Consider the following 17,440-nt stretch of genomic DNA (forward strand, 5'->3'; position numbering starts at 1 on the left):
CCCTGGGTATTCCCAGGCACGTCCGCGCGTGGTTCACCTACAATCGGGGCCATGCTGTCCGTCCTGTCGCCGGCGAAGTCGCTGGATTTCGAAAGCCCGCTGCCCACGAAGAAACACTCCGAGCCGCGCCTCATCGGGCAGTCGGACGGCTTGATCGAGATCATGCGCACCAAATCCCCGGCGGACATCTCGCAGCTCATGCACATCTCCGACGACCTGGCCCACCTCAACGCCACGCGGTACCAGGACTTCACCAGCGAACACACCGCGAAGAACGCCCGGCCCGCCATCCTCGCCTTCAACGGCGATGTCTACCAGGGCCTCCAGGCGCACACGTTCGACGCCCGCGACTTCACCGAGGCGCAGAAGTCGCTGCGCATCCTGTCCGGCCTCTACGGGCTGCTGCGCCCGCTGGACCTCATCCAGCCGCACCGCCTCGAGATGGGCACCCGGCTCGCCTCCGCGCGGGGGCAGTCGCTGTACGACTGGTGGGGCACCCAGGTCACAGACCTCCTGCACCGCGACCTGGACGCCTCCCCCGGTGCCGACGTCCTCATCAACCTGGCCAGCACGGAGTACTTCAAGGTGCTCGACGGCGAACGCCTGGGCGCCAGGATCATCTCGCCGCGGTTCGAGGACCGCGACAAGGACGGAGAGCCCCGCATCGTCAGCTTCTACGCCAAGCGGGCCCGCGGCACGATGGCCGCGTGGCTGGTGAAGGAGCGGGTGCGCACGCCCTCCAAGCTGCTGGATTTCAACCGCGACGGCTACGAGTACGACGAGGCCCGCTCGACGAAGGACCAGCCGGTCTTCGTGCGTTGAGTCCGCCCCACGCCCAGCGTCAGGGCATCGAGGCGAACAGGGAGATGAAGAACAGGATGTACAGCACCCAGAACACGACGCCCAGACCCATCAGCACGATCCAGATGATGCTGAACACCTTGCCAAGCATGTACCCGGTCTTGAGGTTGCCGTCCCACGGGAACGGCGCACCGGCCTCGATCTCCTTCCTGGCCTGTCCCCCCAGGTACCAGGCAACGAAGGACACGACACCGGTGAAGATGCCCACGATGCCGAGGATGAAGACCATCTGCGTCTGCGGGTGTTCGGGGCGCGCCCAGGGCGCCGCATAGGGCCCCGGCCCTTGCGCGTAGGGCGAGGGTGCATAGTGTCCCGGCTGCACATAGGGAGCGGGTTGGCCATAGGGAGCGGGTTGGCCATAGGGCGCCGGCTGCCCGTACGGCTGGGGCTGGACCGGGGGCTGGCCCCACGGTGCGGGCGACGACGCGCCCCGGCTGGGCGCGGGGCCGAATTCCGACGGCGACGAGGGGTCGGCGAAGTCGTCGGGTCGGTAGGGCGGGACGTCACTCACAGGGCTCTCCTCCGTCTGGTGCTCACCCGAGTCTCCCACGGTGGGCGACACTGAGACATGAGGCACACATCCCGGGGCCGCACTGCGCTGGGCCACTGAGCGATCCATCCTGCGCACCCCCTATCGCGCGCGCCCCCGTGGCCTATACGCTACGCCCGTATTACTACCCATAGGAGGACGGATGAGCGATCCATCTGTCATGCGGCCAGCGGCGCCGACGACCCACCGTCGCGAGACGTTCAGCTCGCGCAACGTGTTCATCCTGGCGGCCATCGGCTCCGCCGTCGGTCTCGGCAACATCTGGCGATTCCCCTACGTGTCGTACACCAACGGTGGCGGCGCCTTCCTCATCCCCTACCTCATCGCCCTGTTGACCGCCGGCATCCCGTTGCTGTTCCTCGACTACGCCCTCGGCCACCGCTACCGCGCCTCTCCCCCGCTGGCGCTGCGCCGGGCCGGCAAGAAGTGGAGCGAGATGTTCGGCTGGTGGCAGGTGCTGGTCTGCTTCGTCATCGCCGTCTACTACGCCGCCATCCTGGCGTGGGCCGCGATGTACTTCATCTTCAGCTTCACCGAGGCATGGGGTGACGACCCGGAGGGGTTCCTCTTCGGCGAGTTCCTCCAGGTGGCCGAGACCCCGCACATCGGGTTCGACTTCGTCCCGCAGGTGGCCATCCCCATGCTGCTGGTGTGGGTCCTGACGCTCGTGGTGATCGGCCTCGGCGTCAAGCGGGGTATCGCGAGGGCCAACCTGGTGATGATCCCGCTGCTGCTCGTGATGTTCCTCGTCCTGGTGATCCAGGCGCTCACCCTGCCGGGCGCGATGGACGGTCTCAACGCCTTCTTCACCCCGGACTGGGCCGCGCTGGCGAACCCCGGCGTGTGGGCGGCGGCGTACGGTCAGATCTTCTTCTCGCTGTCGGTGGGCTTCGGCATCATGATCACCTATTCGTCCTACCTGCGTCGCCGCACCAACCTGACCGGCTCCGGCCTGGTGGTGGGCTTCGCGAACTCCGGCTTCGAGCTGCTCGCCGGCATCGGCGTTTTCGCGGTGCTGGGCTTCATGGCGCAGTCCTCGGGCAGCGAAGTGGGTGACGTGGCCTCCGGAGGCATCGGGCTGGCGTTCATCGCGTTCCCCAGCATCGTGTCCTCCAGCTCCATCGGCCCGCTGCTGGGCGTCCTCTTCTTCGCGTCGCTGGTGTTCGCCGGCTTCACGTCGATGATCTCCATCGTGGAGGTCTGCACCGCCGCCCTGCAGGACAAGCTGGGCCTCGGCCGCGTGCAGGCCACGCTCGCCGTCGGCCTGCCGATGGCCGCGGCGTCCATGCTGCTGCTGTCCACCACCACCGGCCTGTTCTTCCTGGACATCACGGATGAGTTCATCAACAAGTTCGGCATCCTGCTCGGCGCGTTCGCCATGGTGATCGTGGTGGCCTGGGTGCTGCGGAAGATCCCGCTGCTGCAGAGCCACCTCTACCGCGTCTCCACCGTGCGCTTCGGCAAGGTGTGGATGGTGCTCGTCGCCGTCGTCGTGCCGGTGGTGCTGGGCTACATCCTGGTGACCGAGGTCATCAAGCACGTCACCACGCCCTACGGGGACTACCCGCTGGGAATGCTGGGCATCTTCGGCTGGGGCATGGTGGCGTCGCTCATCGTCGGAGCCGCCATCCTGGCCCGCACGCCGTGGAAACGCGGCACCGTGGAATCCATGGACGAGGACGCGCTCGACGCCAAGTATGAGGAGATCATGAAGAAATGACATCCACCGCCATCACCATGATGATCATCGCCATGCTCACCCTCTGGGGCGGGCTGGCAGCAGCAGTGGTGCACCTCGTGCGCACCCCGGAGGTCGTCGTCGACGAAGGCGACAACTGACCCAGACAGACGACGACGGCGCGGCCACCTCGGTGGCCGCGCCGTCGTCGCGTGTCAGGCGGTCAGTAGCCCGATGAAGCGGCCAGACCGATGATGAAGATGAACCAGACGATCGTGAGGACGACGCCGATGATGGTCAGGATCGAGATGATCTTGCCCAGCAGGTAGCCGGTCTTCAGGTTGCCGTCGAAGGCGTAGGGCGCGCCGGCCTGGATCTCCTTCTTGGCCTTGCCGCCCATGTACCAGGCGATGAAGGCGCAGACCTGCACGAAGATGCCGACGATGCCCAGGATGAACACGGTCTGGCTCTGCGGGTGCTCGGCGGCGGGGCCGTACCCCGGCTGCCCGTAGGGGGTGGGCTGGCCGTACGGCTGCTGCTGACCATAGGCCGGCTGGCCGTAGGGCTGCTGCTGGCCGTAGGGCTGTTGCGGCTGGCCATAGGGCTGCTGACCGTAGCCCGGAGCGGGCGGCGGGGTCTGGCCGTAGTCGGGCGACTGACCGTAGAGAGGGCTCTGCTGAGGATCCGGCTGGCCCTGCGGGGCCCCGTACTCCGGCTGGGACATGGCTGTTCCTTTCGGTGGCGAATGCACCGCAATTGTCGGGCATGAGGAGGCCACCGCGTGGGAGATTGTCCACAAGGGCCGCCGAAGGGCACGGCAACCGCTCACACGCTGGCCATGATCCCCAGCATGATCAGCGCTGCGAACAGCATCATGAACACGGAATAGATGATGCCCAGCACCCAGCCGACCTGCCCGCCGGAACTCCACTGGTAGGGCGCGCCGAGGGCGATCTCCTTCTTCGCCTTGCTGCCCATGTACCAGGCGAATGGTGCGGTGACCACCACGAACACGCTGAGGACGCCCAGGACCAGCACGGCAACCGACGAGGGGTGCTCCGGCTTTGCCAACTGGTAGCCGTAGTACGGCTGGGGCACCTGCATCGGCTGCTGGTAGGGCACCGGGTAGCCGTACGGCGGCTGCTGGGGCGTGGGTGGCACCACCGGGGCGGGCGACACCGCCGGGGGCAGGTACGTGGGGACGGGCCGGGCCGGCGGCGGCGTCTGCGCGGTGAACGGGTCGTCGAGGTAGGGGTCGTAGCTGGGCCCGCCGAACTCCGGCCCCCTCGGCGTACCGTACGGCTGCGGCTGCGGCTCCGACGGCGGGTACTGGTCGTTCGACACCCTGACCTCCTAGTCTCGGGGCCAGTCTAGGCCGACGGGGGCCGACGCCCCGCGCCGTCGACAGTGGCCGGGCGCACGAAACCCCCGGGTGGGCAGCAGCCGGGTGCCCACCCGGGGGTTCCGCCGTTCAGGTCAGCCGGCGCGTTCCTGCAGCACCGCCTTGGCCGCCGCGAACCGGGCGATCGGCACGCGGAACGGCGAGCAGCTCACGTAGTCGAGGCCGGCGCCGTGGAAGAACGTCACGGAATCCGGATCGCCCCCGTGCTCGCCGCACACGCCCGTCTTGAGCTTGGGCTTGGTCTGCCGACCCTTGGCCACCCCCATCTCCACCAGGGCGCCCACGCCGTCCACGTCGATGGTCTCGAACGGGTTGCGCTCCAGCACGTGGTCCATCACGTAGTTGGTGAGGAAGCCGTTCTCCGCGTCGTCGCGCGAGATGCCGATGGTGGTCTGGGTGAGGTCGTTGGTGCCGAAGGAGAAGAAGTCGGCGAACTCGGCGATCTTGTCCGCCACGATCGCCGCGCGCGGCAGCTCGATCATGGTGCCGATGGTGTAGTCGAGTTGCTGACCGGCCTTCGCCAGCTCGTCGTCGACCGCCGCCACAACGATGGCGCGCTGCGTCTCGAGCTCCTGCGTGAGCGCCACCAGCGGGATCATGATCTCGACGCCGACGGTCTCGCCCTCGCGCTCCTTGACCGCCAGGGCGGCGCGGATGATGGCCCGGGCCTGCATGTCCGGGATCTCCGGGTACAGCATGGCTAGGCGGACGCCGCGGGTGCCGAGCATCGGGTTGAGCTCGTGCAGGCGCTTGACCTGCGTCAGCGTCTCCCGCGCTTCGGTGAGCTGCTGACCGTCGCCGTTGGTCAGTTCCAGCCGCTGCACCAGCAGCGACTGCTCCACCAGGTTGGGCAGGAACTCGTGCAGCGGCGGGTCCAGCAGCCGGACGGTGACGGGGAGGCCCTTCATGGCGGTGAAGATGCCCTCGAAGTCCTGCTGCTGCATGGGCAGGATCTCCTCGAGCGCAGCCGCGCGCTGCTCGGGGCTCTCGGCGAGGATCATCTTGCGCACTGCGGGCAGGCGGTCCTGGGCCATGAACATGTGTTCGGTGCGGCACAACCCGATGCCCTCGGCGCCCAGCTCGCGGGCTTTGGTGGCGTCCTCGAAGTTGTCGGCGTTGGCGCGTACGCCCAGGCGGCGCACGTCGTCGGCCCACTGCACGACCTTGAGGAAGTCCTCGTTGATCTGCGGCGGGATGAGGTCGAGCTTCTCGCCGTAGACCTTGCCCTGGGAACCGTCGAGCGTGATGACGTCGCCCTCATGGATGACGCGGTCGCCGATGGTCAGGGTCTTGGCCACCGTGTCGATCTTGATGCCGTGCGCGCCGGCCACGCAGGGCTTGCCCATGCCGCGCGCCACGACGGCTGCGTGCGAGGTCATGCCGCCGTGGGCGGTGAGGATGCCCTGGGCGACGATGACGCCGTGGATGTCGTCGGGTGTGGTCTCGTAGCGCACCAGGACGACTGCCTCGCCCTTGCCGCCCAGCTCAGCCGCGGTGTCCGCGTCGAACACCACGCCACCGACGGCCGCACCCGGGGAGGCCGGCAGGCCGGTGGCGATCGCGTCATTGCCGTGGTCCGGCGGGATGGCCGGGTGGAGCAGCTGGTCGAGCTGGCCCGGCTCGATGCGCATCAGCGCGTCCTCCTGCGAGATGACGCCCTCGTCGACCAGGTCCGAGGCGATCTTCAGCGCGGCGGCCGCGGTGCGCTTGCCGTTGCGCGTCTGCAGCATGTAGAGCTTGCCGTCCTCGATGGTGAACTCCATGTCCTGCATGTCGCGGTAGTGCAGTTCCATGTCCTTCATGGTCTTGACGAGCTGCGCGTACGCCTCCGGCAGCACCTCCTCCATCTCATGGAGTTGGCGCGGGGTGCGGATGCCGGCGACGACGTCCTCGCCCTGCGCATTGACGAGGAACTCGCCGTAGAGCGCGTTCTCGCCGGTGGAGGGGTTGCGGGTGAAGCAGACGCCCGTGGCGGAGGTGTCGCCGCGGTTGCCGAACACCATCTGCTGGATGTTGACGGCGGTGCCGAGCGAGGCGGAGATGTTGTGGGCGCGGCGGTACACCTCTGCCCGGGGGTTGCCCCACGAGCGGAAGACGGCGTCGACGGCACGGTTGAGCTGCTCGTGGGGGTCCGAGGACCATTCCCCGCCGAGGTACTCGTTGGAGATCTCCTTGTAGGTGGCCACCAGCTCCTTGAGGTCGTCGGCGGTGAGGTCGGTGTCCTGATCGACGCCGCGCTGGTGCTTCAGCGCGCTGAGCGCGTCCTCGAAGAGGTGGCCCGGTACGCCCTCGACGACTTCGCCGTACATCTGGATGAAGCGACGGTAGGAATCCCACGCGAAGCGCTCGTTGCCGGATTCCTCCGCGAGGGCCTTGACGGATTCGTCGGAGATGCCGAGGTTGAGGACGGTGTCCATCATGCCGGGCATGGAGTGGACGGCGCCGGAACGCACGGAGAGGAGGAGGGGCTTCTCGGCGGCACCGAGCACGCGGCCGGTGCGCTGCTCGAGGCGTTTCAGCGCCGCGGCGATGCCGTCGGCCAGGCCTTCTGGCCACTTTCCACCGTTGTTCATCGTCTGAACGCAGGCCGTGGTGGTGACGGTGAACAGGTCCGGGACGGGAAGGCCGACCTTCGCCATCTCGGCGACGTTGGCGCCCTTACCGCCGAGGAGGCTGCGCATCGTGGCGTCACCCTCGGACAGGTCGTAGATGTAGCGATCCTCGCTCATGTGGGGATATCTCCTTTGACAAACCCTGGGGAACCGCCTTTGGCTCCCCGCTGCCCCAAGACTAGTCCTGACAAGCCCGGCGAAGGGGGCGGGGTGGGAGAATCCCAGCCGACCCCACCTTCGTCAGGCTGCGGAGCGGGCACCCCACGCCCGCGGAGCGTGGATCACTTGGGAGGAGGCGCCCAGGCGCCGCCCGGCCGCACGATGCCCGGGGGCCGGCGGAGCCGTTGGCCCACCTTGCGGGCCCGGTCGTCGACCACGTCGATGATGCGTGAGGCGGCCTCCTCGATGGCGACGCCGGTGGTGTCGATGATGGGGCAGCCGAGCTTGCGCTGGGTGCGGCCGATCTCGTCGAGCTCGTCGTAGATCTTGACCAGGTCGGCGTACCCGTCCTTGGTGCCGAAGCCACCCATGCCGCGCACCCGCTGGCCACGGATCTGGTTGAGCCGCTCCGCGTCCATCGTCAGCCCGATGATGCGCCAACGATCCAGGTCCCAGAGTTCCTTCGGCGGATCGATGCCCGGCACCAGGGGCACGTTGACCGCCTTGTAGCCGAGGTAGCCGAGGTAGATCGATAGCGGGGTCTTGCCGGAGCGCGACGGGCCCACCAGGCAGATGTCGCACTCCTTGAGCGCCTCCGGGAGCGACCCGTCGTCGTGGCGCACGGCGAAGTCGATGGCGGCCATGCGCACGAAGTACTCCGCCTCCACGCCGAGCGGCCGCATGGGCACCTGGTCGGCCTCGATGCCACTGATCCGTTCCAGCGCACCCATCGCCTGCGTCATCAGATCGGCGAACGGCACCTCAATGTCGTTGCAGAACGATTTGACCAACTCGGCTTGTTCCTCGCTGACGAGCGTGAAGAACACCGCGACGGGCGCCCGCTCCGTGCTCTCCTTGATGGTCTCCAGCGCGGTGAGCAACGACGCGGTGGTGCCCACCTTGCGGTGCCGGACCAGGCTGAATTCCCGCGTCGGGAACTGGGTGATGGCGGCCCGCGCGATGCGGGCTGCGGTCTCGCCTGTGGAGTCGGCGATGATGTGGATCTCCAGCGGCTCTGCTGACATGGCAGTCACCTTACGGGGCCGCCCCTCAGCCAGCACCGAACATCACGATGTTGTTGAACAACCAGTCGTTGCTCTGGCTGAGGGTCTAGCCGCCGCCCGGTCTTGCCGTGGCCACCGGGCAACGGATGGCCCCCGGCCGAGTGAGCCATGACGAATTGGCACTGCCCTCTTCCCTCCTGCGATCGCAGAGCTAGGCTTGGGTACCAGGGCACCACGGAAGTTGCCCGCAGTACCCAGGAGGTGCACACAGATGGATGCAGTTGTGGAGGAGACGGCGGAAACCAAGAGCGTGAAGGTGACCCACAAGGTCGCCAAACCGCTCGAGAAGGTGTGGGCGGCGCTCATGCAACCCAACGGCCAGGAGCCGTTGCTGGGCAAGGGTGGTCAACTGGGATCGAAGGGGGTCGACTGGGCGTCCACCGACGGCCCCCACGGCGTCACCCGGAGCTTCCACCCCATGGAACAGATCCGGTTCTCCTGGCATGAAGCCGAAGGCGCTCCCCGCAGCCTCGTCGACCTGCAGATGAAACCCGTCGACGGCGGCACCGAGCTTCACCTGACCCACGAACTGATCGAAGATGGCTACGCCCCTGAGTCGTTGACCGAGCGCTGGGAGACCGCGCTCCGGAAGCTCGACGACCAGGCCTGACGCAGTTGCGGCGGCGGGGTGGGCCGGAGGGCCCACCCCGCCGTCACCGGTAGACCGCGACGCTGTCGTCGTCGCCCACCACCAACCGCCCTCCGTGGACGGTGGCATACCCGTGCAACGTCCGCTCCCACCTGGCTTCGCCGGTGTCGGGGTCGATGCCCAACGCTTTCGGCTGGGTGGTCTCGCCTGTCTGCGGATCTGACGGCGTGATCAGCACGACGAGCTGCCCCTCCCCCACGTACACGGCCGCTTCACCGGCGCGCGCCTCGATGGGGGCGCGCATCACCTCGCGTCCGGTGGTGGCGTCGAAGCGCAGCACCGCCATGGCTGCGGAACCGTAGGCTCCCTCGAGGACGATGAGGTCGTCGCCCCACAGCGCTCCGGGCGCAGCACCCTGCGGATCCCCCCACAGCTGGTTTGCCAGCGGTGTCACCCACCGCACTTTTCCGGTGCGCGGATCGAGCCGTTGCAGCTCCCCCTTGCCGTTCAGGGGCAGGAGGTAGAGGAGCCCGTCGTCGGCCACGGTGCCCCAGTTGCCCACCTCGGAGCGCCACACCTCCTCCCCCGATGCGGGCTCGATGGCACGGACCGCGCCGAACTCGTTGATGACCGTCACGCCGTCCACCACGTGCATCGACGGCCGCGTAGGCTGCCAGTCGGGCTGCGCGCCGTCGGACATCCGGAACACGTAGCGGTAGGCGGCGAACTCAGACGCGGCCGAGTCCGGCGCGAGGTACGCGAATCCGTCAGACTCCAGGACCTGCCTCGCAAAGCCTCCAGACCATCCACCCCCGGCGTCGACGTCGACATCGACGTCCCACAGTGGGTGCACCAGATCGCCGGGGTCGTAGGCCATCAATCTGGCCGTGCCAGGACCGTAGGGGTCCTCGTCGTTCTGGCGTACCGCCAGGAACAACGTGCCGTTGTTGCTTGAAGAAACCCAGCTGTACCCGCCAGGCGACTCGAAGACGTTCCCGGCCGAGTCCGTGTACTCCGTGGAATCGAACACCGGCATCTCCAGCCGGTGCATCTCCCGGCCGGTCTCGCGGTCCAGTAACGCCATCGCCCCTTTGAGGGGCACGCCGACCCACGGGGTCCCCGGCAGATCAGTGAGGTGCGACTCGCCGAAGCCCCACACGCCCTGCACGGAGGTCCGCCACAGCTCTTCGCCCGAACCAGCGGCCAGCAGGGCCACCTGAGGCAGCGACGGGTCGCCGCCTCCGACAGAGACCAGGAGGCGGTCGCCGCCGACTGGCTCGAAACCCCCGTACGCCCTCCCGTCGTCGCCCCATCGCCACGCCTCGATGGGCCCCTCCTGGAGGCCGAGGACCTGCGGCACGGGGGGCGGCGACGACCTGAGCAGGAGCACCAGCCCTAGCCCCAGCGCCACGGCCACGGCCACCGCCACGACGGCAGTGCGGCCCCTGGACCATGGCCCGCCCAGTCGCCCGGTGGGGTCTGGTCCCGGCGGCGCGTCCAGGTCCAGCACGTCTTCGGTCATGCGCACAGCCTAGGGTCGCCGGACGCCGGCCGCGTGGGCCACCCGGTAACGCGTGCGGTGCCCGGGTGCCAGCGACGTTGAGCGATCTAACCCAACCCCCGCCGACTTCGGCCACTACCGGAAGTAGTATGAGGGGACGGCACATTGCGTCGCGGGCCAGTTTCAAGGAAGAAGACGGTCATTATGGCAACCATGCTCTCCAGCAGAGGGATGAGGCGCGCCCGCTGGGCTGCGCTGGCAATCGCAGGACTCACTGCACTCGGAATCACCGGCTGTTCGGGCGACGGCGCCCCGCCTGGCGAGACCCACGTCGGAGGTGAGGCCAATCTTCAGCTGCCGGATCTCGGCAGCGTCGATTTCCTCGGCATCCCCGGTTCCGCGCTCCTCGGGCTCGGCCTCATCGTGTGCGCGCTGGGCCTCGGTTTCGGCCTCATGACCTACACGCAACTCAAGCGCATGCCCGCCCATTCGGCGATGCGCGAGATCTCGGAACTCATCTACACCACCTGCAAGGCCTACCTGAAGCAGCAGGGCAAGTTCCTGCTGGTGCTGTGGGCGTTCATCGCCGCGATCATCATCTTCTACTACCTGTTCCTCGTCGGCTTCGGCGTCGGGAAGACCGCCATCGTGATCGCGTTCTCGCTGATCGGCATGGCCGGCTCCTACGGCGTCGCCTGGTACGGCATCCGCGTCAACACGCTGGCGAACTCGCGCACCGCGCACGCAGCGCTCGGCGGCAAGCCCTACCCCTGCCACGACATCCCGCTGCGCTCCGGCATGAGCATCGGCATGGTGCTGATCTCGGTCGAACTCGCGATGATGCTCATCATCATGGTGTTCCTGCCCGGTGAGATCGCCGGCGCCTGCTTCATCGGCTTCGCCATCGGCGAGTCCCTCGGCGCGTCCGCCCTCCGCATCGCCGGCGGCATCTTCACCAAGATCGCCGACATCGGCGCCGACCTCATGAAGATCGTCTTCAAGATCAAGGAAGACGACGCCCGCAACCCCGGCGTCATCGCCGACTGCACCGGTGACAACGCCGGCGACTCCGTCGGCCCCTCGGCAGACGGCTTCGAGACCTACGGCGTAACAGGCGTGGCGTTGATCACCTTCATCCTCATCGGCGTGCCGGAAGTCAGCATGCAGGTGACCCTGCTCGTGTGGCTGTTCGTCATCCGCGCCGCCATGGTGGTCGCCTCCGGCATCTCCTACTTCGCCAACCGTGCCTGGGCGAAGGCCCGCTACGCCAACGCCGACGACATGGACTTCGAGGCGCCCCTGACGTCGCTGGTCTGGATCACCTCGGCCGTCTGCATCGCCACCACATTCCTCACCTCGATCCTGCTCATCGGCAACCTCGAGGGTGGCCTCTGGTGGAAGCTGTCGTTGATCGTCAGCTGCGGCACGCTGGCCGGCGCCCTCATCCCCGAACTGGTCAAGGTGTTCACCTCCACCAGCGCCCGCCACACGCAGGAAGTGGTCATCTCCTCCAACAAGGGCGGCCCCTCGCTGGGCATCCTCTCCGGCCTCGTTTCGGGCAACTTCTCCGCCTACTGGCTGGGGATGGCGATCGCGGCCCTGATGGCCGTCGCCTACGGCATCTCCACCCTCGGCCTGAGCGACATGATGCTGGCCCCGGCCGTCTTCGCCTTCGGCCTGGTCGCCTTCGGCTTCCTGGGCATGGGCCCTGTCACCATCGCGGTGGACTCCTACGGCCCGGTGACCGACAACGCGCAGTCCGTCTTCGAGCTGTCGACGGTGGAACATGACCCCAGCGCGGCCGACGAGTTGGCCACCGAGTTCGGCCATGAGCCCGACTTCGAGCGCGCCAAGTACTTCCTCGAGGCCAACGACGGCGCGGGCAACACGTTCAAGGCGACGGCGAAGCCCGTGCTGATCGGCACCGCGGTCGTCGGCGCCACCACCATGATCTTCTCGATCATGATGGGCCTCACCGACGGCCTGGAGAACGCGGAGGCCGTCGCGAACCTGTCGCTGCTGCACGCCCCGTTCCTGCTCGGCCTGCTCGTCGGTGGTGCCGTCATCTACTGGTTCACCGGCGCCTCCATCCAGGCCGTGACAACCGGCGCCTACCGGGCCGTCGAGTTCATCGGCGCCAACATCAAGCTCGACGGGGTGACCCGGGCGAGCGAGGAGGACTCGGCCAAGGTCGTCCAGATCTGCACCCAGTACGCCCAGAAGGGCATGTTCAACATCTTCCTCGGCGTCTTCTTCTCCACGCTCGCGTTCGCCTTCGTGGAGCCGTTCTTCTTCATCGGCTACCTGATCGCGATGGCCCTGTTCGGCCTGTACCAGGCCATCTTCATGGCCAATGCGGGCGGCGCCTGGGACAACGCGAAGAAGATCGTCGAAGTGGATCTCGACGCCAAGGGCACGGCCCTGCACGACGCCACCATCATCGGCGACACCGTCGGCGATCCCTACAAGGACACCTCGTCGGTGGCGCTGAACCCGGTGATCAAGTTCACCACCCTGTTCGGTCTCCTCGCGGTCGAACTCGCGGTCTCCCTGAACGCTCAGGGCGGCCAGGTGCTGACCTGGGTGCTGGCCGCGGCGTTCTTCTTCGCGTCGCTGTTCTTCGTCCACCGCTCCTTCTACGGCATGCGCATCAACGAGAACATGTCGGAGATGGAGATCGATCGGACAACCGAGGCTGTCGCGATCGACGCCTGACCCCCATTCCGAGTCGGAACCGCTCGGCACAAGGCCCGGATCTCCCTCCCCCAGGGAGATCCGGGCCTCGCGTGTTCGTCGGCCAGCCGGCTTGGGCGCCCCGCTCAGCCCTGGAAGGGCCGCACCTCGACGGTGGGGTTGCAGCCGGTGGCCACCGCCCGTTTCGCCCAGTCGAGCGCGGCCGCGTCGGCCTCGACGTCGATGACCCAGAACCCGTTGACCTGGTCCGGGTACTGCAGCACCGGGCCCTCGACGACGACACCCTCGGACGTGACGTACCGGGCGTCCGACGGTGGGGTGAGCCCGCCGGCGAACACCCACGCGCCGGCGTCCATCATCTCCCGGTTGAGGGCGTCGACCGCGGCGAAGATCTCGCTCTGATCGGCATCCTCCGCGAACGGCTTCCCGTCGTGGATGACTGATAGCAGGAACTGGGGCATGGCTACTCCTCGTGTGCTCCGGTGCCGGTTCGTGCCCCCAGCCTCACCGTCGGCACGCCCCACGTCAAGGGTCGATCACGACGCGCCGGGCGCGTCGTTCGTAGACTGGGGGCAGCGACTCCCAGCCGCAGATGTCAGGAGTGACCATGTCCACAGACCGCACCGCCCGCGCGTTGGCCTTGGCGCCAGCCGAGCTCTTCATCGACGGCGTGTGGCGCCCTTCATCCTCCGGCGAGACCTTCGCTGTGCACAACCCCGCCACCGGCGAGGTGCTCACCCAGGTCGCCTCCGCCACGCCGGACGACGGCATGGCCGCGCTGGCGGCTGCCGACGGCGCCGCATCGGGCTGGGCGCGTACCCCGGCGAGGGAGCGCTCTGAGCTGCTGCGTCGCGCCTACGACCTGCTGATGGAGCGCGCCGACGACTTCGCCACGCTGATGACCATCGAGATGGGCAAGCCGCTGGCCGAGGCCAGGGGCGAGGTGACCTACGGCGGGGAGTTCCTCCGGTGGTTCGCGGAGGAGGCCGTCCGGATCAACGGCCGCTACTCCCCCTCGCCGGAGGGCACCCTGCGCATGCTGACGGTGCGCCGCCCCGTGGGTACCGCCCTGTTCATCACGCCGTGGAACTTCCCGCTCGCGATGGCCACCCGCAAGATCGCCCCGGCGTTGGCGGCCGGCTGCACCACCATCCTGAAGCCCGCCGCCCTGACGCCGCTCACCTCGCTGGCCTTCGTGCGCCTCCTGGAGGAGGTGGGCGTGCCCCAGGGCGTGGTGAACGTCATCCCGACGGAGGACGCGCAGCCCGTGACCGGCCCCATCATCCGCGACCGTCGCCTGCGGAAGCTGTCGTTCACCGGCTCCACCGCCGTCGGCATGGCGCTGCTCGAGGAGTGCGCCGGCAACGTGGTGCGCACGTCGATGGAGTTGGGCGGCTGCGCGCCGTTCATCGTGTTCGACGACGCGGACCTCGGCAAGGCCGTGGAGTCGGCCTACCAGACGAAGATGCGCAACATGGGCGAGGCCTGCAACGCGGCCAACACCTTCTACGTCCAGGCCGGGGTCGCCGACGAGTTCGCCGAGCGGCTGGCGGCGCGTCTGGCCGCGCTCACCGTCGGCGACGGCCTCGAGGAGGGCACCCAGGTGGGTCCCCTGATCTCCGACGGCGCACGCAAGGGCGTCGGAGACCTGGTTGACGAGGCGGTGCGGCAGGGCGCGAAGGTGCTGACCGGCGGGGGGCCTGTCGACGGACCGGGGTACTTCTACGCCCCCACCGTGCTCACAGGGGTCACCGCCGACGCGGCCATCGCGTCGTCCGAGATCTTCGGCCCAGTGGCCCCCGTGACGACGTTCGAGACCGAGGACGAGGTGGTCGAGCGGGTCAACGCCTCCCCCGTCGGGCTCTCCGCCTACCTGCACACCGGCGACCTGGCCAGGGTCTGGCGGATGACCGAGCGCCTGGAGACGGGCATGCTCGGCGTCAACGGCGGCACCATCTCGAATGCTGCCGCGCCGTTCGGTGGCGTCAAGCACTCCGGGATGGGGCGCGAGGGCGGCCCTGAGGGCATCGAGGCGTACCTGGAGACGATGTACGTGGGCTTCGCCGACCCGTTCGCCTGACCCTGGAGGCTCAAGCGGTGGCGCTGCCCTGCGCCATCTCAAGCATCTCGGCCGCGGACAGGGTCACGATCAGCCGTGCCGATTCCCGGGCGGCGTCCTCGTCGCCCGCGATGATCGCGGCTCCCAGCCTGTGGTGCCATTCCAGCGCCTGCGGGTCCACCCGTTGGGGCATCAGCCCCTGCAGGTAGCGGGCCTCAAGCATGCCCTCCACCAGCCGGTGGAGCGCCCCGAACATCGAGTTGTGGCCCATCTCCAGCACCATGGTGTGGAACCGCTTGTCCTGCCGGTGGAACTCCGGGATGTCGTCGTCGCGGCTGGCGGTGAGCAGCAACTCCAGGCACTCGGCGAGCTCGGCCCGGTCAGTGTCGGTGACCCGTTGCGCCGCCAACGCGGCGGCCGCCGGCTCGATCGCCGAGCGCAGCTCACTCAGTTCGATGATCTGCCTGGCGCGGTCCGGCGACATCAGCCGCCACCGGATGACGTCGCCGTTGACGAGTTCCCATTCCGTCATGGGCTGGACGACGGTGCCGACCCGGCGGCGGGACGCGACGAGGCCGAGCGACGCCAACACCCCCACCGCCTCGCGCATCACCGAGCGCGAGACGCCGCGCTGCACCGCCAGTTCGGTCATGTGGAGCGTCGTCCCGGCGGGGAGTTCCCCGGCACAGATCTGCGTCCCCAGGTCCTCCACGACGGAGAAGCGCAGGTTCGAAACCGCGCCCGGCTCCGGCCGGTAGGGAGGCACGAGACCCCTGCGGGCACTCACGGAGATGGCGGGGACGTCCATAGATAACATTCTGGCTCATTTTTCCCGGAAGCCCTTGCATATGTCTGACTTATTGGCCAATGTAAAGCAGGAGGGGCAACGCAGCCCACCCCCAGGTCTAGGGGACACGTCGAAGGAGACGAGATCATATGAAGCGTCGCACTGTCCTTATCAGCGTCCCGATCGGTGCTGCCGCCGTTGCGGCGCTGAGCGCCTGCGGCGGGGACGACACCGAATCCGGCGAAGCGTCCACCGAACTGCAGGTCACCCTGTCCAACCACCCGTGGAGCGATGCCATCAAGGAGTTGTTCCCGGAGTTCGAGGAAGAGACCGGCCTCACGGTCAAGCTGACGCAGCTCGGCGAGGACCAGCTCTCAGACCAGTACAACGTCAAACTCAACTCGGGCACCGAGGACCTCGACGTCCTCATGTACCGCCCGCTGCAGGAAGGCAAGCTGTTCGCCCAGAACGGCTGGTTGATGGACCTCACGGAGAAGGTGGAGGGCAGCGAGGACTACGACTGGGCCGACTACCAGCCGGGCCCCGTCGCCGCCAGCACCTTCGAGGGCAAGGTGGTGGGCGTCCCGCTCACCACCGAGCGTGAGTGCCTGTACTACCGCAAGGACATTCTCGAGGAACTCGGCGCGGCCGCCCCGCCGGACACGCTCGACGAGTTGTTCGAGCTCGCACAGAAGGCCAAGAGCGGCGACAGGGCCGGCTTCGTCGCCCGCACCGGCCGCAGCGCCGCCGTCACCCAGTTCTCCAGCTACCTCTACAGCTACGGCGGCGACTTCCACAACGAGGAGGGCACTCAGGCCACCGTCGACACGGCCGAGGCCAAGGCGGCCTACGACATGTACTCGAAGCTCATCCGCGAGACCGGGCCCGCCAACGTCTCGACCGACATGAGCTGGCCGGAGGCCATGGCGATCTTCACGCAGGGCAACGCCGCCTTCTACACCGAGGCCGACGTGCTCTACACCAACGCCACGGACGCCTCGAAGTCCGCGGTGTCCGACAAGGTGGGCTTCGCGCCGTTCCCGGCAGGGCCGGCCGGCCGCAAGCCGTTCAACATCCCGTCGTGGGGTCTGGCCATCAACGAGAAGTCCAAGAACAAGGACAACGCGTGGAAGTTCATCGAATGGGCCACCTCGAAGGCCAAGACGCTCGAGAACCAGAAGAACGGTCTCATGAGCGCCCGTAACTCCGCCTGGGACGACCCCGAGGGCGTCGCTGGCTTCCCGGAGGACCTCGCCGCCTCGATCAGTGAGAACGCCAAGGAGGGCGTCGGCCACGACCGCCCGCTGGTCATCCAGGTCGCCAAGGCCCGCGAGATGGTGGGCCAGCCCATCGTCGACGGGATCACCGGCAAGGACCTGGAGGCGTCGATCGCCAAGGCCCAGGAGGACTTCCAGAAGTTCCTGGACGACGAGAACGCCTGACCCCCGACCCTGTCCTGAGTGTGGAGGGCCGCCCCGGCGGCC

Annotated in this window: 15 protein-coding genes; 7 read left to right on the plus strand and 8 right to left on the minus strand. The window is 68.0% G+C overall.

The window, feature by feature from the left end:
* Window positions 1–51 precede the first annotated feature (51 nt).
* Window positions 52–822 (plus strand): peroxide stress protein YaaA, encoded by a 771-nt coding sequence (gene yaaA, locus ACZK4S_RS13215; protein ID WP_076061434.1) that lies wholly within the window; start codon window positions 52–54, stop codon window positions 820–822.
* A 19-nt stretch (window positions 823–841) separates the two neighbouring features.
* Here the strand turns inward: yaaA and ACZK4S_RS13220 are convergent, their stop codons facing one another.
* Entirely contained in the window at window positions 842–1,372 is a 531-nt protein-coding gene (locus tag ACZK4S_RS13220; RefSeq protein WP_463644577.1) for a hypothetical protein, read from the minus strand.
* A gap of 181 nt (window positions 1,373–1,553) precedes the next feature.
* Between ACZK4S_RS13220 and ACZK4S_RS13225 the strand changes: the two genes are divergently transcribed.
* The gene (locus tag ACZK4S_RS13225; RefSeq protein WP_463644578.1) at window positions 1,554–3,131 is read left to right on the plus strand and encodes a sodium-dependent transporter; all 1,578 of its coding nucleotides are present in this window, start codon (window positions 1,554–1,556) and stop codon (window positions 3,129–3,131) included.
* Window positions 3,128–3,250 carry a methionine/alanine import family NSS transporter small subunit gene (locus ACZK4S_RS13230; protein WP_463644579.1) on the plus strand — a complete coding sequence of 41 codons (123 nt, stop codon included), beginning with the start codon at window positions 3,128–3,130 and terminating at the stop codon, window positions 3,248–3,250. Before ACZK4S_RS13225 ends, ACZK4S_RS13230 begins: the two co-directional genes overlap by 4 nt.
* A 62-nt stretch (window positions 3,251–3,312) precedes the next feature.
* Here the strand turns inward: ACZK4S_RS13230 and ACZK4S_RS13235 are convergent, their stop codons facing one another.
* The 4 genes from ACZK4S_RS13235 to ACZK4S_RS13250 form a co-directional block, all read right to left on the minus strand.
* Window positions 3,313–3,813: a hypothetical protein gene (locus tag ACZK4S_RS13235; RefSeq protein ID WP_463644580.1), complete on the minus strand. Its 501-nt coding sequence runs from the start codon at window positions 3,811–3,813 to the stop codon at window positions 3,313–3,315.
* A gap of 101 nt (window positions 3,814–3,914) precedes the next feature.
* Entirely contained in the window at window positions 3,915–4,433 is a 519-nt protein-coding gene (locus ACZK4S_RS13240; RefSeq protein ID WP_463644581.1) for a hypothetical protein, read from the minus strand.
* 132 nt (window positions 4,434–4,565) lie between these two features.
* Complete coding sequence (gene ppdK / locus ACZK4S_RS13245; protein WP_463644582.1) at window positions 4,566–7,220, minus strand: pyruvate, phosphate dikinase; 2,655 nt, start codon at window positions 7,218–7,220, stop codon at window positions 4,566–4,568.
* A gap of 164 nt (window positions 7,221–7,384) precedes the next feature.
* Window positions 7,385–8,287, minus strand: a complete 903-nt coding sequence (locus ACZK4S_RS13250; RefSeq protein ID WP_463644583.1) for a pyruvate, water dikinase regulatory protein — start codon at window positions 8,285–8,287, stop codon at window positions 7,385–7,387.
* Between the two features lie 250 nt (window positions 8,288–8,537).
* Between ACZK4S_RS13250 and ACZK4S_RS13255 the strand changes: the two genes are divergently transcribed.
* Window positions 8,538–8,936 carry an SRPBCC family protein gene (locus ACZK4S_RS13255; RefSeq protein ID WP_076061451.1) on the plus strand — a complete coding sequence of 133 codons (399 nt, stop codon included), beginning with the start codon at window positions 8,538–8,540 and terminating at the stop codon, window positions 8,934–8,936.
* Window positions 8,937–8,979: 43 nt separating this feature from the next.
* Here ACZK4S_RS13255 and ACZK4S_RS13260 read toward each other — a convergent pair whose 3' ends face one another.
* Window positions 8,980–10,437, minus strand: a complete 1,458-nt coding sequence (locus tag ACZK4S_RS13260; RefSeq protein WP_463644584.1) for a BamB-related PQQ repeat family beta-propellar protein — start codon at window positions 10,435–10,437, stop codon at window positions 8,980–8,982.
* A gap of 210 nt (window positions 10,438–10,647) precedes the next feature.
* On the opposite strand from ACZK4S_RS13260, the gene ACZK4S_RS13265 reads away from it, so the two are divergent.
* A complete protein-coding gene (locus ACZK4S_RS13265) occupies window positions 10,648–13,131 on the plus strand; it encodes a sodium-translocating pyrophosphatase (protein WP_182763381.1) in 2,484 nt (827 codons plus the stop codon).
* A 104-nt stretch (window positions 13,132–13,235) separates the two neighbouring features.
* Here the strand turns inward: ACZK4S_RS13265 and ACZK4S_RS13270 are convergent, their stop codons facing one another.
* On the minus strand, window positions 13,236–13,571 hold the full coding sequence (locus tag ACZK4S_RS13270; RefSeq protein WP_463644585.1) for a YciI family protein: 336 nt from the start codon (window positions 13,569–13,571) through the stop codon (window positions 13,236–13,238).
* Window positions 13,572–13,717: 146 nt separating this feature from the next.
* Here ACZK4S_RS13270 and ACZK4S_RS13275 point away from each other — a divergent pair, with 146 nt between their 5' ends.
* Window positions 13,718–15,190: an NAD-dependent succinate-semialdehyde dehydrogenase gene (locus tag ACZK4S_RS13275; RefSeq protein WP_463644586.1), complete on the plus strand. Its 1,473-nt coding sequence runs from the start codon at window positions 13,718–13,720 to the stop codon at window positions 15,188–15,190.
* A gap of 10 nt (window positions 15,191–15,200) precedes the next feature.
* On the opposite strand, the gene ACZK4S_RS13280 is transcribed toward ACZK4S_RS13275, so the two are convergent.
* A complete protein-coding gene (locus ACZK4S_RS13280; protein WP_463644587.1) occupies window positions 15,201–15,977 on the minus strand; it encodes a FadR/GntR family transcriptional regulator in 777 nt (258 codons plus the stop codon).
* 128 nt (window positions 15,978–16,105) lie between these two features.
* Here ACZK4S_RS13280 and ACZK4S_RS13285 point away from each other — a divergent pair, with 128 nt between their 5' ends.
* Window positions 16,106–17,398, plus strand: coding sequence for an ABC transporter substrate-binding protein (locus ACZK4S_RS13285; RefSeq protein ID WP_182766702.1), 1,293 nt, complete (start codon window positions 16,106–16,108; stop codon window positions 17,396–17,398).
* Window positions 17,399–17,440 lie beyond the last annotated feature (42 nt).

The sequence above is a fragment of the Tessaracoccus zhenghani genome (assembly GCF_055326325.1).